This is a genomic window from Chromobacterium haemolyticum (genome assembly GCF_009936155.1).
Classification (GTDB): Bacteria; Pseudomonadota; Gammaproteobacteria; order Burkholderiales; family Chromobacteriaceae; genus Chromobacterium; species Chromobacterium haemolyticum.
The window spans coordinates 5,246,836-5,263,143 of sequence record NZ_AP019312.1 but is presented as its reverse complement, the minus strand read 5'-3'; the positions used below and the strand labels follow the sequence as shown (position 1 = coordinate 5,263,143).

Genomic DNA, 16,308 nt, shown 5'->3' with positions numbered 1-16,308 from the left:
GTGGCAAGCGGCGGCAGCGGGGTTTGGTGGATATCGCCTACGGCTCCACCCACCTGCTTAGGTCAGCGATTGCGTAGGCGGATGCGGCGGAAACGCGCCTCCAGCTTGAGCCGTTGTCCCAGCGCCAGATAGAACTGATGTTGGCTATCGACATGGCGGTAGACCCTGACCCGGTCCGCGCCCAGCAACATCATGATTTCCAGATAGTTGAAGAAACCCATCCACTGGTAGCGCCCGCCGCGGTCGTCAAAGTCGATGTCGCGGGCGACACGGCTGAGCAGGCCTTTGCCGACATATTCGCGGTTGTCCTTCATCCATTGCAATAGGTGGGCCGCGCATTCGCGGCCGTAGGCGCTGTCCGCGGGGTAATCCTTACGGGGCGTGGGCATTTGCCAGTAATGCCGATAGGTGCGACCGGGACAGAGGCGGACGAAGGGGAGCAAGGCTTCCTGCTGTTCCAGCGAGTGCAGTTTGTAGCGGCGACGACGGGGGAATTTGTGAGGATGTTGCATGGTGTTTCTCCTGCTGTGACACAAGATAAACCACCTGCCGGGGAAGGCTGAGGTATTGGGCAGGCGCGTGGCAGGATTGGCGTACCGAGCTATGAAACCGGCGAGTGCATAGCACTCTCCCACCACACGCCTGCCAAGTTGGCATGGCTGTGGGTGTGCTGCCTGCGTAACAAGTACGCAGAATTTCATAGCAACGGGACGCCAATCCCGTGTGCCGCTTGTTTTGGCGGCAACGGGGGGATTGTTGCCGAGGGGGCGGTTGGGGTCAAGGTGGGGTGGTTGGTGTGGCGAGGTGTGTGGGTTTTGTATCCGCTACGCGGAAGATGATTTTCATTGCCGGGACTGCCCGGCGAGCAGGGAGAGGATATTTGCTTGGCCAAATATCCTCTCCACTCCTAAAGGCCACCCTGCAAGCCTGGCCTACGGCTTCCCGTCAGGTCCGAGGCGCGGCTGAACTCGCGATTTGCTAACGTCAAATCGCTCAAACAGGGCAGCCGCTTAAGACCTCGGACCTGCCACCCGACGGCAGGCTTGAAGGGACCCAGGGCGCGTCGGATACATGCTCTCTTTTAGGGAGTCAGACTTATCCACAGACAAGAGCAATGGGGCCAAGTTATCCACGGAAATGGCCCACTTTGCTAAACCACCTCTCTTAATTCAAAAAAGACCACCTCGTGTAGCGCCCAAGTGTCCCCTCGGGGCGCGCCGGAGAAAAAGGGGTCTGCAAGGTTTTAAGCGGCTGCTTTGTTTGAGCGATTTGACGCTAGCAAATCGCGAGTTCAGCCGCGCCTTGCAGCCCCCTTTTTCTTCGGGGTTTCGCGTCCTGGGGGACGAGGGGGGATGGAAGGGGGCGGCGGCCCGCCCCCTCCCCGTTCGCCGCGCGGAAAGCGGCACCCAAAACATCATCCGCACAGCGGATTCAACAGAACCATCACCACTCAGCTCCACGCTATCAAAGGAAGCCCATGGAAGCGGATTCAACAAAAAAACCTCTCCAATCAAAGCGCGATCAAAGAGCGAAAACCCCATAAAAAAGCCCACGCGGGGCCTCCGCCCTACTCCATCACCCCATGCGCCCGATACGCCAGCCGCGTCTCCACCTCCCCAAACATATGATCCATGATGATGTCCCGCACCGCCGTCGCCGGGACCGCCCCCGACGGCAAACTGTCCGGCAAAGAACTAATCATCAACGGACCATGCTCCGGATTCAGCGTGGGACGTCCATGCGACCCCCGCACCAAAGACGGATCCAGCGGAATCACCTCCAACAAACTCCGCATCCCCAACTTGCGCTTCAACAACGTCCAGGCAATGTCCAACTTCGGCCAACTTAAAGCCGGGTCCAAAAACAACTCCACCGGGTCGTAACCCGGCTTGCGGTGAATATCCACCGTGCGGGCGAAATCCGGCGCGTGCGCATCGTCCAGCCAATAGTAATAACTGAACCAGCGATCCGGCCGGCTCACCGCCACCAGCTCGCCGGAACGCGGATGATCCAGCCCCAGCAAACGCTTGCCGGCCTGGTCCAACACCATTTCCACCCCCTCCAGCTCCAGCAACAAAGCCTTCACCTCCGGCACCAACGCCGGCTGGCGCACATAGACATGAGCGATCTGATGATCCGCCAGCGCGAAAGCCGCCGACGCGCCGCAGTCCAGCTTGTCCTCGCCCTGTTCCTCCCGCACCTTGAGCCAACCGGCCATGCGCAGAACGCGGTTTATGGCGATGTCGTTGCTGACCGGCGTGACGCCGTACTCGGACAAGACGATCACGCGGCTGCCGTCCCGGTCAGCCTCCTCGATCAACTCCCCGCACAACTGATCCACCGCCGCCACCTCCACCGCCACGTCCGGATGATCCGGCCCCAAACGCTGCAGGCAGTAATCCAGATGCGGCAGGTAGACCAGGGTCAGCGTGGGCTGGCGCGAGCGGTACAGATGCAAGGCGCAATCCGTGATCCAGCGGCTGGAGCGGATATCCGCCGCCGGCCCCCAAAAGTGAAACAGGGGAAAATCGCCCAGCTTTTGACGCAATTCCGCGTGCAGCTCCGGCGGGTTGCAGTAGAAGTCGGGAATCTTGCGGCCGTCGGCCTTGTAGATCGGGCGCGGCGTCACGCTCCAGTCCACGTCGGCGTACATGTTGTACCACCAGAACAACTGCGCACAGCTGAAGCCAGCGTGTAGACGCCGGGCTTCGTGCCAAAGTTTCTCGCCCTGAATCAAGGCGTTGTTCTGTCTCCAGAACAACGGCTCGGCCAACTCTCGCGAATACCAGCCGTTGGCGACGCAACCGTGCGCCTGCGGCAGCTGGCCGGTCAGATAGGTGGCTTGCGCCGGGCAGGTCAGCGCCGGCGTCACCGCCATGAGCGGGCGCTGCGCGCCGCGTTCCGCCAGCCGGATCAAGTGCGGCGCGTGCCGCAGCAGCTGCGGCGTCAGGCCCACCACGTTCAGAACGAGTGTGCGTTGCATGATGTCACTCCACGATATCCACCTGCGGATTTTGGCCGCGCAGCACGGAATTGCCCTGATACAGCCGGCGCTGGTCCACCGCCAGCGGGCTGTTGGCTTCTTCGATGTCCAGACGGCCGCTCTGGGCGAAGAAGTCCAGCGGGTTGCGCCAGACGATGGTTTCGATGTCGCGCTCCGCGATGCCGGCGGCGCGCATCGCCTCCACGGTTTTGGGCACTTTCAGCGGATCGCTGACGCCCCAGTCGGCGGCGCTGTTGATGATGATGCGTTCGCTGCCGTACTGGCGCACCAGCGCCACCATCCGCGGTTCGTCCATCTTGGTGTTGGGGTAGATGGAGTGGCCGGCCCAACAGCCGGAGTCCAGCACCAGCGGCAGGGTTTCTTCGGTGTTGTGATCGATCAGCACCCGCCCCGGCGCAATGCCGCTGTCGCGCACCAGCGCCAGGCTGCGCAGGGTGCCGGCCTTTTTGTCTCGATGCGGGGTGTGGACCAGCGCCGGCAGGTCGAACTCCATCGCCAGTTCCAGCTGGCGAGCGAAGTAGCGCTCCTCGGCCGGGGTTTCGTCGTCGAAGCCGATTTCCCCCACCGCCACCACGCCGTCCTTGTCCAAGTAGCGCTCCAGCAGCGCCATCACGCCGTCGGCCACGTCCGGGTTGTTGGTTTCCTTGGGGTTGAGGCCCAGGGTGCAAAAGTGGCGGATGCCGAATTGCGCGGCGCGGAAGCGCTCCCAGCCCAGCAGCGACAGGAAGTAGTCGTCGAAGCTGCCGACGTGCCGTCGCGGCTGGCCCATCCAGAACGCCGGCTCCACCACCACGCTGATGCCGGCCCGGCTCATCGCCTGGTAGTCGTCGGTGGTGCGGGAGGTCATGTGGATGTGCGGATCAAACATTTTCATGATGCAGTCCTTGCAGTAGGAAAACGACGTCGTCGGACACGCTGCGGCCGGCGGCGCGTCGCTCGCTGGCGTAGGCGGCCACCATGTGTTCCAGCTCTGGGCTCCAGCGCCGTTCCAGGCCGGCGATACGCCGCGCCGGCGCGCCGGTGAACAAGGCCTTGAGCACCAGCTGGTTGAAATTGAGATCGGGAAACTGTTGCGCCGGGTAGGCGTTGTCACAAGCCAGCGCCTGGAACACGCCGGCCACGTGGCTGCGGCTGGCGTCGGTGGCCAGCGCCAGCCAGTCTTCCGGCTTGGGCAGCAGGATCAGCGTCTTGACCACCGCCTGCTGTTCCAGGCTATCGCCGCCGCGATACAGATCGAACGCCAGCGCCGGATCCGCGCCGGCTGCCAAGGCCCTCAACAGCAGCAGGGCGCGGCCGGCGTCGCCGGGCGACCACGCTTCCGCCGCCAGCACGCGTTGGGCTTGCAAGGCCTTGATCGCGGCCTTGGGCAGCAGGGTCAGCGCCGCCAGTTGCCGGTTGGCCACGCTAAACAAGCGGCGACAGGCGGCGGGCTCCGGCGCATCGGCGGTCAGCCGACGACAGGCCTCCAACCACACCAGCGCCTGGGCGGCGTTGTGGCGGTCCGCCGCGTCCAGCAGGCTGGCGTGCAATTGATCCGCCAGCATGGTTTGCGTTTCCATCGCGCAGATTCTCCGTTCAAGTGCCCGGCACCCGGCGTTGCCATGTCCGGGTCAGCCAGGCGGCCAAAACCGCCAACGCCGCCCACTGCGGCTGGCCCGCGGCGGCGATGAACAAAGCGTCCGCCAGCGCGATGCCAGCGATCAGACCGCCGACGGCGCGCGGCATGTCGCGGCCGGGTCCGGGCCAGGCCAGCCGCAGACAATGCGCGCTCCACCCCAGGCTGAGCAGCAAAAAGGGCAGCGCCCAGGGCTGGAACGGTTGGCTGAGCAGGTAGAGCGGCGGCGCGGCCAGGCCCAGCAGCGGCGCCAGCCGCCCCAGCCCGGCGCGGCCTTCCTGCTTGGCCACGTAAGTCAGTGCGATCAGATAAGCCAGCAGCGCCAGCGCCGCCAGCAACAGCGGGCCGGATAAAGCTCCAGCGCCCAGCGCCAGGCCGCTGATCAGATAAACCTGCATCCGGCACAAGCCCATCAGCAGCGGGCTGAGCGGATTGTGTTTGTGCCAGAGGTCGTAGAGCACCACGGTGGCGGCCAGGCACAGGCCGGCCAACAAGGCGGGGAGGCCCAGCGCCGCCAACAGGGCGACGCCGACCGCGAGCTGGGCGGCGCCGGCCAGCAACACCAGCCGCGCCGACGCCAGCCCGGAGGGAATCGGCCGTTCCGGCCGTTCGCGCGCGTCGATGTGGCGGTCGCAGACATCGTTCAGATACATGCCGGCCACGTAGATCAAGGACAGCGACAGCAGCAGCAAGGCCAGCGGCCCGCCAGTCACGGCGTGGCCGGACAATACCGCGCCGGCGAGGACGTTGCTCCACACCGTGGGCAGGTTGGATACCCGACCCAGCCGCAGCGCCAGCGACCAGACCCCGGCCACGCGCCGGCGAGTCTGGCGCGCGTGCCGCCGCGACAGCCTCCGCCGGGCGCTGGTCTTGGGAATGGGCAGGGCGCGCTGGCCGCTCATCGCAGCTGGCCCTCCGCCCATTGCAGCTCCCGGCAGATGGCTTCGCCCAGGTCGCCCTGACGGTGTGCCGGGGGCAGCACGCCCCAGCTATAGGTTTCCACTTCCAGGTGGCTGCTCAGCGGCCGCTGGCGTTGCAGGGCCAGCAGCCGAGACAGGAAGTCTTGGGTGCTGGCGAACGGCCCCAGCGCGGCGTGGCAGATGGGCACGTGGAAGTGGATGCGCCATTCGTCGGCCGGCTGTCGCGGCAGGGCCGTCAGCGCCGCCGGCAGGTCCGGGTAGCGCCACAGGTCGTCGCCGCGCCGCGCCACCACTTGGTGCAGATAGGTGTCTTCGGCGAAGGCGCGCAGCGCTTCCGCCGCCATCCGGTCCGGCCGGGTCACGCGCAGGCCGGCGCTGAGCTGGAGCTTGGCGATGGCGATGCCGGCCTGATCCAGCCGCGCCACCGCGTCTTCCGGCTGTTCGTACTCCACCGCGGCGTGGCAGGCGTCCAGGCACACGCCCAGGTGCCGCCGCACGATGGCTTCGGCTTCTTCGCGTTTGACATTGCACCATTTGGCCACTTGGTTGAGCGCGGCCCGGCTCAATAGATGCAGCTCGAAGAAGGCGACCGCGTCTTCGCTGGTGGCCAGCAGGCAGTCCGGCTCCGGTTCCAGCGCCAGCACGATGCGGCGGCCGCTGTCCTGTCGCAGCCGGTGGAGAAAGGCGGCGTGCTCCAGCAGATGGGTGGCGATCCACAGCGCGCCGCTGCCGTCGCCGCTCAGGTGTTGGCGATAACCGCCGGGCACGGTGCTGACGCTGCCGTATTCCAGTTCCGGCGGCAGCAGCGCGGACAGCAGCTGGGCTAGCCGGTTGCTGTAGATCAGCCGCTGCGGGTCCCGCCAGTCCGGCAGGTAAACCCCATCCTTAACCACTTGCCGGTGGAAGGCGCCGAAGGGAAAGCCGTTGAGAGTGAACACATAGCATTGGTGCTCGGTCAGAAAATCGCGAAATTCCGCCTGCGCCGGTTCCTCCTCCAACTGGCGCGCGGCCAGCGCGGACAGCCGCAGCCCAATGCCGAACGGCCGGTCCGGCGCCACTCGCGCCTTGATGCGCGGCAGGTGGAAGCCCAGTTGAGCGCGCATTTCCTGCCAGCTTTCGCCGGGGTGGATATTGGTGCAGTAGCTCATGTGGACCGCGGGCAGAGTGGTGGCCGGCAGACTGTCCGGCCGTTGTTGGGGGTCAAGCAGCAACATGGTCATCGCTCCTGTCGCGCAGCCAGTCTATGGCCGCGTTCATCCGATCCGCATCGATGGCGTGCACTTCCACACCCTGCCCCAAACGCTGCAACAGGGTGATGGTCAGTTCGCCGCCTAGGTGTTCGCGGAACTCATCCAGCCCGGCCAGCACCTGGCGACGCTCGCCGTCGCGCCAGTCCAACGCCGGGTGCCATAACGAAAAGCCCAGCCGCAGCAGCAGCCGGTGCAAACTCAGTTGCGCCGGTTCGCGCAGCAAGCCGGCCAACACCGCGTAGCGGCAGTCCAGCGCCAGGCCTATCGCCACCGCTTCGCCGTGGCGCAGCGCGTAGCCGCTCAGCGCTTCCAGCTTGTGCGCGGCCCAATGGCCAAAATCCAGCGGCCGGGCGCTGCCGAACTCGAAGGGGTCGCCGCCCTGGCCGATGTGGTTCAGATGCAGTTCGGCGCAACGCCGTATCATCCATTGCATCGCTTCGTCGTCGCCGTCGGTCAGCGCTTCGGCGTTGGCGTCCAGCCAGTCGAAGAAGGCGCGGTCGCGTATCGCCGCCACTTTCACCGCTTCGGCGATGCCGGCGATGCGGTCTCGGCGCGGCAGGCTGGCGATGAAGTCGTAGTCGTTGAGCACGGCGAACGGCGGCGCGAAGGCACCGAGGAAGTTCTTGGCCCCAAAGGCGTTGATCGCGGTTTTGACGCCCACGCCGGAATCGTTCTGCGCCAGCACGGTGGTGGGCATGCGCACCACGCGCACGCCGCGGTGGGTGGTGGCCGCGGCAAAGCCGGCCATGTCCAGCAGCGCGCCGCCGCCGACGATGACCACGCAGCTGTGACGGTCTACATGGCATTGCTGCAACCAGCCTTGCAGCGCGAACAGCTGCTCCGGATCGTTCTTGCAAGCTTCGCCGCCCATGGTCAGCCGCGGCGGCGCGGCCAGTTCCAGCGCGTCGCGGTGACGCCGGGCGTAGCGCTCGAAGGCGGCGGGCAGCCGCGGGTGGGCGGCGGCCACGTCCTGGTCAATCAGAACCACGAATCGATGGCGCCGTTCCGGCTCGCGCCGGCAGATGGCTTGCCGCAACAGCGGGTTGCCAGGGTCGCTCAGCAAGCCGCGGCCAAAATACACCGGGTATTCGAACGGCACGCTGAAGCGCTGCATGGTCATGGCCCCGGCGCTGCGGCCGCTTGCGGCGTCTCCGAGGTCTGGCTTGCTGACTGGCAGTGGCATGGCTCTGCTCCTAAATAAAACCGGTTCTTAGACCCGCTAACAAAACCCCTGACCCCGCGTTGCGCCTCCTTGTCGTACCACTTTGTACTGCCTGCGTCGGCGCGCCTTGGCTCAGGTTCTCTGCGAGGTTTTGTTAGCGGTTCTTAAATCTGCTGCGCGTCGATGAGACGGCAAACGCGGCCCGGCATCCGCCGGACCGCTTTGGCCTTGCGCAATGGCGGACGGCGTTTAATCGCTGGTGTCCATCCCTCCTTGCGTATTCACGTAGCGATAGCTGGGTCCAGCCGTCTTCTCGCTGCCCGGCGCCACCGGCGTTTCCATCAGGCTCACCGCTTGCACCTTGAGGTCGTACATCAGGCCGATGGCGGTGTCGATGCGCTTGGGATCGCCGTTGAACGCCTGGTGCAGGGCGTTGAGCAGGCTGCTGTAGCTGTAGGCGAAGGCTTCCACCCTCACCTTGGCCTGGGTGTTGTCCTGATAGTCGTAGTCCTGCGGGTTGGACACCATCGGGTAGACCCCGGCCGGGTCGTAGGGCACTTCCGCGCCGGCGTAGGCGTAGCCGCCGTCCGGGGTGCTGACGATGCGGCGGCCGTAGTAGATTTCGCCGAACTTGTAGTAGTGCGCCGGGTTGCCCGGAGATTGGTTCGGGTTGGTGCTGGTGCCCTCGCCTTCAACGATGATGATGTTGATGGCGTGCAGGGCGCTGGCCACGTCGGTGATCGGGAACAAGCGTTCCGGGGAGAACCAGCCCAGCACTTGCTTGGGCACGGTGGCCGGAATGAAGATGCCGTCGCCCAGCTCCTTGATCTTCTTTTTGATCGCGTCGTAAAACTCGCCGATGGTGGCGTAGTCCGGCTCGTCCTCAGCGGCGAGCTTGGGCGTTTCCACCGGCACCGGATCTTCCGGTTCCTCGATCACCATGAAGGTGTTGAACACCAGCTCCTTGGAGAACGGTTCGATGCCGACGATGAAGTCCTCGCCGCCTATGGACATCGGCAGCGGCCCCGGATATTTGGGGATGAACGGCGGCTTGTTGATCTGCGGATGGCCGCCGATGGCGATCAGGATGTTGCCGGCGATACACATGTGCAGCATTTCCTGCATCACGATGCTGTGGATCAGCTGGCGGATTTCCACGTTGTAGCCCGGCTTCAGCGAAAACATCGCGGTCAGATAGGGCGGAATGGTGGCGTGCTCCAGTTCCACCGCGTTTTGCAGGTAGTAATGCAGTTCGGCCGCGGTCTTGGCGGCGCGGATGCCGTGGATGATGCTGCGTTGCAAGCGAATCATGGCCTGTTCTCCCTCAATCCTGCGACGGCGCGGCTTTGCGTCGCGCCTGGAGTTGCAACACCACCGCGCTCTTGCCGGCGATTTGCAGATCGTCCAATGGCACCGCCACCGCATCGGTGTCCACCTCCCGCGGCGCGGGCACGACGGCGGCCTTGAGCAGCGGCGCGCCCTTGAGCGGCTTGCCCTGAGCGTCGGTCTGGTTCAGCCACTTGAGGATGATGGCGCGCTTGTCGTCGGACAGGTCGCGAGTCACCGGCATGTGGTTGGGATCGCTCATCGGCAGGGAAAACGCCAATTTAAGGATGTCGACATGGCGCACCACAGAGTCGTAATCGCCCAGGTCCACCACGTATTTGCTCATGATGGGATAGAGGTTGCCGTACTGGACGAAGATGGGGCGGATATCGTGGTACCAAGTGGGATGATCCGGCACCGGCACGCGGTCGAAGGCCAGCACGCTGACAAAATTCCACGGGTTGCTGATGTAGTCCTTAGGTTGCTGCCGCAACTGGTAGCCGATGCCGTAGAGCTGGCCGTCGATATAGCCGCGCGGATTGCCCGGCCCGGCCGGAATCGCGCTGACCACCGCTCGACCATGACCGCTGTCGTTGGTGTGGAAGCTGGCCGGGTAGCGCACCGCGTCCGCCGGCACGCTGATCTTGGGCGGCAGCACCGGCTTGTTGTCCGGAGGCGAAGGCGGCAGCGGCTTGCCGCCGCCCATTGGGTTCTTGCTCTTGGGCAACAAACCTACGTCGACTTCGGCGGACAGCGGCTGGCCGTAACGGCTGGCGAAAAAGCTGACCGGCAGTTGCTGACCGGCGTTCAGCCGCAGCACATGATCGTCGGAACGCACGTAGAGGCCGTCGATGGATTCTTGCACCAGCACTTGGTAGCCGTCGTCGGATGGGCTCAGCAACAACAGCGGACAGGCTTCCAGCGCCTGCCTGGCGCCGGGAATGGCGGCGTACTCGAAGTCCTGGATCGCCGCGGTCTGACGAAACCACTCGGACGGCTCGTCGCTGGGCGCCGCGCCCGGCTGCGGCGGGTCGTAGGCCACCTGGCCCAGCACGATGACCTGGTCCTGGCTCAGACTGCCGCTGATGGGCGCGTGCGCCGGCTGTTTCAACACCGCCATGGTCAACGGCCCCAGATCAACGAAGGCGCCGCTGGCGTCAATGATGGGCAGCGCGTTGCCGAAGTCCGCGGTCAGGGTCTGACGGTCCGGATGGTTCTTGCACTGGAAGCTGTAAACCCCTTCCGTCGGCTTCGTCGTATTGTTGCTGTCCACCTGCGCCGTCATTTGCCGGCCCAGGATGAAATGCTTGGGCTCCCGCTCATGGTAGGGGCCGATGGTGCCGACGATATGGCCCTGGGTGTAGCGCGGGATCGAGGGGTCGCGGCCGTAGCCGAACAGATTGAACTCGATGGCCAGCAGCCCGTGTTGACTGGCCTTGCGCATCGCCTCCAGCACCGGCGAGCGGCTATGCCCGTGCCATTGCACATTTTCCAGGATGGACTGGTAGTTGGCACCCAGCGTTTGGTCGTTGAACGCCTCGATTTGCTGACGCTTCCATAAATTCATGAAGCCCACCGGCAGCATGTCGCCGATGAACAGCGCGCGCTCGACATTGTCGGTGAGCCGCACTTGCAGCGCCCAGATCTGCGACACCATCTGCTGTTGCGGGTCCAAGTCCGCCATCTTGCCCGGCGCGCGCTGGTCGGCGTTCTCCATCGCCATGCCGATGATGGGGTCCTGCGCGCTGCTGGTGATGGGTTTGCCGTTGAGGCTGGCGCCGGTGACGCTGCAGCTGACGAAACGGAAGATGGCGGTGCCCTGCGGGTTCCAGCCGCCGTCGCCGTACTCCTGGTATTGCTCCTTGAAAGCGTCGGAATCGTAATAACAGACATTGTTGTTGACGGTGGACACATCCGACTGGAAGTAGCCGGAAAAATGGATGCGGGGGGAGTCGAGATAACTCATGGCGATTCCTTTACGGCTGCAGGGTGGCCCAGCTCGGGTCGGGTTGGGCGTTGGCCTTGTCGGCCGCCGGCGCGTCGGCCTTGCCCTTGTCCGGGCAATCGGTGGCGAACAGGCAGCACCATTCCGGCTTGGCCGGGCACATCTCGGCCACCTTCATCCAGGTCTGTTTCGGGTCCGGTTTCTGCGCACGGAAGTGGCTGTAGTTCTGGCTGACCATGGGCGCGTCCGGCGGCGAGCCGGGATCGCCGGAGAAGAAGAAGGACTGCGGGTGCCGGTACGGCGCACCCTTGCCGCCGTCGCGCGTTGGCTGTTTGTAGAAGGCGTAGCCAAACAGGATGCTGCCCGGCTGCACCACGCGCGAGTACGCCTGTATCGTGCCGTTCAAGTGGGTGCTCTGCGCGGCGTTGTACGGCAGATGCTTGATGAAGTCTCGACGCGGCGGGTGGTTGTCCAAGGAGAACTGACAGCACTGCGGCGTGCCCTTGGGCCGGTCCGCGTAGCGCAGGAAATAAGCCTTGTTGCCCAGCGACACGAAGGAGCAGCTGTAATGATTGCTGCCGGGGAAGATGGGCAGGCAGCGTTTTTCATAATGCTCCATCATCGCGCCGCGGCCATCGCCATCCGCCGGCACGTAGCTGGAATCGTAATAGCTGGCGCCGTAGGACGTTTCGTAATCCTGGCCCTCGCTCATCCCGGCAGGCGGCGAGGCGTACGGCGGCGGATATTCCTTGATCGCCGCCTGATTGAAGATGCGATACATGGTCCAGTCGCTGACCCACCATTCGGGGAACAGCGGGTCGCTGGGTTCGCCGGGCTTGCGCGGATAGACGCAGCTGCCCGGCAACAGACAGCCGACGGTGTTGTGCACGCCGCCGGTGTAATAGCTGTGACGCCCCGCCGGCGTGCTCTTCAAAGCCTTGAGCGCGGCGGCGGCGGAAGCCTCCGGCATGTCGGCGGCCTGGACGCCGGCGGCGGCGCAGGCCAGAACCAGCCACCCCCAGCGCACGCTGGCGGAGACAGACTGTTGCAATGACATCGATTGTGCTCCTTCGTATTGGAACCCCGGTGCCATCCGCCCCCTTGGCGGCCGTTCCCTTCCCGGCTGACTGCGGACGGCGCCGCTTCGCAGGCGGCGGACCCGCCCTCCCTGATGCAGCGCACTACGTATAGTCACATAGTATTAATACACGCCAACAATCATGCTTTTATCATTACATGCAAGTGTGGTTATAGCTGCCGGCCAGATCAGCCGCAAAGGAAAATGTGAGATGCGAACTAAGTGCTGGTTCAAAGGCTCGCGAGCCAGAGCGAGACAAGGCGAAAACGAGCGAAAAAACGGAATGGTCGAGTGGTACATGAGCATTTTGAGCTTGTTTTTAACGCCGTATCGCCGCAGCGCGGCAGACTTTGAACAGGTTCTAAAGCGGTTTGGGCGCGGCGGCTCCCGCCCGGCCTTGACCCCAAGCGCGGCGCTGGACGACAATCCACGACGCGCCGGAGTTCCCCGGCGCCGGGAACGCGGCCCACGCAGGCCGGCAGGCCGCCCCGCCATGGACTTGCCCGCTTCCGATCGGTACCGGACAGGCTGCGCCGACATCAATTGGAAACTTTCATCATGGCCCTCCCCCCCATCCCCTCCGCCGCCGAAGGCAAGCCCACTCATCAGCTGGGACAGGCCATCGCCCAATTGCAGGCGCTGCGCCAGCAACACGCGGAGCTGGGCATGCTGGATGCGGTGATAGACGAATTGAGCCGTTGTCATCAATCCATCCGCCAGATAGCCAGCCGCCACCTGATAGAGCTGGACGCCGCCAACAACAGCCTCAGCGCGGCCCTGCAGTTGCTGTGGCAAGGCGAGGACGCAGGGGCTTACGGCAGCCACCTCGCCTTCATGCTGGAGCCGCTGCACGCGATGCAGGTGAACGCGGCCAGCGAGTTGAACCGCTTGCTGTAAAAACGTGTTCACGGTCTCATGACCAAGAACGAGGCAAGGCGGCAACGACCGAGAAGTCAGCATGCGCGAGTGGCGCACGAGCAAAGTCATAGCAATGCCCGCGGTACTGCGGCTCCCCCGGCGCTGCAGACTGTGCGCCGATGCGGATTCTCTTGCCCCATGAAACAACCCAGCCCCGACGGCTCTCGCCATCGGGGCTGGGCGCTTGACGCTGCGGTTAGACTAAACGCGACGCCTACACTGGGCCGCCGGTCATGCCGCCCGGCGCCGGATGCACGTGGCCGGCCAGGCTCTTGCCGCTGGCCACCACGTCGCCGCCAGCGTTGTTGAAGCTGCCGCCGCTCTGGCTGATATTGCCGGAGAAGCTGGCGCCGCTGCCGCCGGAACCGCTCAAGCCGCCCTGGTAGGTGAGCAGGCCCTTGACCAGCAAGGTGCCGCTGATTTCCGTGGCCGGCGCGTCTATGCTGACCTTGGCGCCCGCCTTGAGGACAATTTCCGCCCCCGCTTCCACCACCACTTTTTGCACCCCGCCGCTGACGGTGAGCTGATGGGCCGCGCGGTCGTACTCCAGCGTCGCGCCGTCGGCGAAGCGCCGATGCCATTTATCGACACTGGCCACCGGCACCGCATCGGCGGCGGAGAAGATGGCGCCCAACACCACGCCGTCCTCGCCGCGAGCGTCCAACAGCACCGCCACTTGTTCGCCAATGTCCGGCAGCCAGTAGTCCTTGTCGCGGCCGCTCTTGCGGCTGAGCACCGGCAGCCAGGCGGTGCGCAGCCGCCCCAGTTCCGGCAGCCGTACGCGCACGCGCTGGGTATTGGCATCCACGGCGGAAACGCTGCCGAACTTGAGGGTGGCCAGCGCTTCCGGCAGGGGTACGTCCATCATGGCTTGTTCCTCTCGTTTGCTGTGTTTTGGGCGGAGCCGGCGCTCACCCGTTTCAGTTCCAGTTCGCAGACATAGCCGTCCTGACGGCTGATGCGGTGGCTGGCGCGCTGGATCTGGTAACGGCCGGACAGTGTGCCGAACCCGTCCAGATCGATATTGCTGCCGGCGGCCAACTGCGGCGAACCATCCACGGTGATGGACATGCGGGTGCGCTCCAACTGGCGACGTTCCAGTTCCGCCGCCGCCATCTGCTCCGCCTGGCGCTTGCCGGCGGCCTTGCGAGTGAGCTTGACGATATCCGCGCTGCTGGCCTTGCCGCCCGGCGCCTTGGCGTCGGCGCGCACGCTGGCGGTGCGCAGCGCGCGCTTGGCCGGATCGTGATAGCTGACGTCCACCTGGGCCGGCACCTTGCTAAGCTGGTCCTGCGCCTGCCAGGCCATCAGCTGGGCCGGGGTGTAACGACGCACGCTGGGGCTCTGCATCAGATCGCTGCGTTTCCAAAACACCAGCTTGCGGTTGTTGTCCATCACCTTGCAGACATAGCCGTGCTGGTCCGCCACCCGCTGCAGGAATTGCAGATCGGTTTCGTGGTACTGGGTCAGCCGGTCGATGTTCACCGTCTCGATCTTGCCCTGCAGCTTCATTCGGTGGCGCTTGGCGACGCGCTGGGCCAGCGCTTGCAAGGTGATCTGTTCATAGGCGCGGCCGTTCTTGGTGCGCAGCGGATGCTGCACGCCGGTGGCCAGCGCGCGAATGCGCACGGTGGACGGCGGCGAGCGGTATTCCACTTCGTCGATGTCGAAGCTGCCCGCCGCCACCAGCGCCGCGCCGCGATAGCCCAGTTTGAGCGCCAGCGTGGCGCCTTTGTCCGGATACCAGCCGTCCAGCCAGCGCCCGTCCACGTCCTCCAACTCCACGTCCAGTTCGTCGGACTCGCCGCTCAGGTGGTCGGTATAGCTGACGCTGAGCGCGTGGCGGGCGATGTCCGCGGTGATGGATTTGCCGTTGTAGCTGAGTTCGAAGGCCGGAGTCGGCACCTCCTGCGCGCGGCTGTCGCTCATGAGCGCCTCCACGGCGGCAATTGCTCCAGCGCCTCGCTGTCCGCGGCCTCCAGCACCGGGATGGCCAGGGTCAGGCCGGCGGGCAGGCTTTCGCCTATGGGGATGTGGGCGTTGTTGGCGATCAGCTGCGCCATTTGGCCGACATCGCCGTAATAGCGCCAGGCGATCTGGTCCCAGCGTTCGTTTTCTTGGGTCACATGGTTCAGGAACATGACGTCACCTCAGGATGCGCCGCACCGCGGCCTTGGCGGCCAAGCCGGCCAGCGGCTCAGCCAGTTCGCGCAAGGCCACTTCGGAGCGGCCGTTGATTTCTTCGCAGGCGGCCAGCTTGTCCAGCACCTGGCCGGCAGGGGTGCCTGTCAGCAGCCGGCCCATCGCCGTCATATTGAGCTTGGCCTGCTGCAGGCTCTGGCCCACGCGCACCGCGTCGCCGGCCAGCTTGCTGTATTGCTCGAACTTGGCCATCTGCTCGGCGCTGACTTGCAATCCGGGCGCCGCCGCCTGCACCTCCTTGAGCAGGCCGGGCAGCTTTTCCAAAGCCGCGGCCGGGTCGCGGCCAGCCAGCTGACGCAGCTCGCGCGCGGTGTTGATCACGGTCTTGACCTTGCCCACCACGCTTTTCACTTGAGCCACGGTCTTGGCCAGGCCGGCGATATCGGCCTTGAAGCGCTCCAGCCCGGCCGGCAATTTGAGCTTGCCCGCGGGCAGGCTGGCCGCGGCCTTGGCCAACGCCGGCTTGGGTTTGGGCGGGGCGTCGCCGCCGTACTCGCGCAGGCTGAGCTGGGCCTCCACCGCCAGCAGGCTGCCGCTGCGGTCGGTCTGACGGCCAGTGCTTTGCAGTTCGGCGATGACGAAGCGGCCTTTGTAGTCGCCGTTGCCCAGCACAAACGCCAAGGCCTGGTGCTGCTGCCTCGCCGCCTGCAGCTTTTGCAACTCCTCGTCCGGCTGGCAGTAGGCGGCGTGCAGCACCAGGTCGATGCGGATTTCGTCCAGCTTGTCGCCGACGAATTGCAGCACCGGCTTGCCGCCGATGCGGCCGTGTTCGGCGAAGTCGCTGCCGCTGCGCTGTTCCAGGCCGTCGAAATAACTGATCAGATCAAACTCGATATTGCCCAGTACCGCGTACATGGGTTGCCCTCCGAATGGGTGGAAAGAGGACCC

General features: G+C 65.1%; 15 protein-coding genes. 1 reads left to right on the top strand and 14 read right to left on the bottom strand.

Annotated elements, in window-relative coordinates; all coding sequences use genetic code 11:
• Window positions 1-62: 62 nt before the first annotated feature.
• The 10 genes from GYH29_RS24345 to GYH29_RS24300 form a co-directional block, all read right to left on the bottom strand.
• Window positions 63-512: a hypothetical protein gene (locus GYH29_RS24345; RefSeq protein ID WP_043592608.1), complete on the bottom strand. Its 450-nt coding sequence runs from the start codon at window positions 510-512 to the stop codon at window positions 63-65.
• A gap of 1,055 nt (window positions 513-1,567) precedes the next feature.
• Complete coding sequence (locus tag GYH29_RS24340; RefSeq protein ID WP_161524527.1) at window positions 1,568-2,983, bottom strand: alkaline phosphatase family protein; 1,416 nt, start codon at window positions 2,981-2,983, stop codon at window positions 1,568-1,570.
• Between the two features lie 4 nt (window positions 2,984-2,987).
• The gene (locus GYH29_RS24335) at window positions 2,988-3,878 is read right to left on the bottom strand and encodes a TatD family hydrolase (RefSeq protein WP_198001622.1); all 891 of its coding nucleotides are present in this window, start codon (window positions 3,876-3,878) and stop codon (window positions 2,988-2,990) included.
• Window positions 3,865-4,563, bottom strand: a complete 699-nt coding sequence (locus GYH29_RS24330) for an EboA domain-containing protein (protein ID WP_019100965.1) — start codon at window positions 4,561-4,563, stop codon at window positions 3,865-3,867. Before GYH29_RS24330 ends, GYH29_RS24335 begins: the two co-directional genes overlap by 14 nt.
• Window positions 4,564-4,579: 16 nt before the next feature.
• Window positions 4,580-5,542 (bottom strand): UbiA family prenyltransferase, encoded by a 963-nt coding sequence (locus GYH29_RS24325; protein WP_198001621.1) that lies wholly within the window; start codon window positions 5,540-5,542, stop codon window positions 4,580-4,582.
• Window positions 5,518-6,753, bottom strand: a complete 1,236-nt coding sequence (gene eboE, locus GYH29_RS24320) for a metabolite traffic protein EboE (protein WP_019100963.1) — start codon at window positions 6,751-6,753, stop codon at window positions 5,518-5,520. Before eboE ends, GYH29_RS24325 begins: the two co-directional genes overlap by 25 nt.
• Complete coding sequence (locus GYH29_RS24315; protein WP_019100962.1) at window positions 6,740-7,972, bottom strand: 3-dehydroquinate synthase; 1,233 nt, start codon at window positions 7,970-7,972, stop codon at window positions 6,740-6,742. The genes eboE and GYH29_RS24315 overlap by 14 nt, the downstream gene beginning before the upstream one ends.
• Window positions 7,973-8,200: 228 nt before the next feature.
• Window positions 8,201-9,262, bottom strand: a complete 1,062-nt coding sequence (locus GYH29_RS24310) for a ferritin-like domain-containing protein (RefSeq protein WP_043592613.1) — start codon at window positions 9,260-9,262, stop codon at window positions 8,201-8,203.
• Window positions 9,263-9,275: 13 nt separating this feature from the next.
• Entirely contained in the window at window positions 9,276-11,243 is a 1,968-nt protein-coding gene (locus GYH29_RS24305; RefSeq protein WP_161524526.1) for a hypothetical protein, read from the bottom strand.
• 10 nt (window positions 11,244-11,253) lie between these two features.
• Window positions 11,254-12,279, bottom strand: coding sequence for a hypothetical protein (locus GYH29_RS24300; protein ID WP_107731422.1), 1,026 nt, complete (start codon window positions 12,277-12,279; stop codon window positions 11,254-11,256).
• Window positions 12,280-12,858: 579 nt separating this feature from the next.
• On the opposite strand from GYH29_RS24300, the gene GYH29_RS24295 reads away from it, so the two are divergent.
• A complete protein-coding gene (locus GYH29_RS24295; RefSeq protein ID WP_019102545.1) occupies window positions 12,859-13,197 on the top strand; it encodes a hypothetical protein in 339 nt (112 codons plus the stop codon).
• A gap of 235 nt (window positions 13,198-13,432) precedes the next feature.
• Here the strand turns inward: GYH29_RS24295 and GYH29_RS24290 are convergent, their stop codons facing one another.
• From GYH29_RS24290 to GYH29_RS24275, 4 genes are read right to left on the bottom strand one after another with little or no spacing between them, the layout of a single operon-like run.
• A complete protein-coding gene (locus GYH29_RS24290) occupies window positions 13,433-14,086 on the bottom strand; it encodes a phage baseplate assembly protein V (RefSeq protein WP_019102546.1) in 654 nt (217 codons plus the stop codon).
• Window positions 14,083-15,147, bottom strand: coding sequence for a phage late control D family protein (locus GYH29_RS24285; RefSeq protein ID WP_232060461.1), 1,065 nt, complete (start codon window positions 15,145-15,147; stop codon window positions 14,083-14,085). Before GYH29_RS24285 ends, GYH29_RS24290 begins: the two co-directional genes overlap by 4 nt.
• Window positions 15,144-15,359 (bottom strand): tail protein X, encoded by a 216-nt coding sequence (locus tag GYH29_RS24280; RefSeq protein ID WP_019102548.1) that lies wholly within the window; start codon window positions 15,357-15,359, stop codon window positions 15,144-15,146. Before GYH29_RS24280 ends, GYH29_RS24285 begins: the two co-directional genes overlap by 4 nt.
• A gap of 4 nt (window positions 15,360-15,363) precedes the next feature.
• Window positions 15,364-16,275: a phage tail protein gene (locus GYH29_RS24275; RefSeq protein WP_043592618.1), complete on the bottom strand. Its 912-nt coding sequence runs from the start codon at window positions 16,273-16,275 to the stop codon at window positions 15,364-15,366.
• Between the last annotated feature and the right edge of the window lie 33 nt (window positions 16,276-16,308).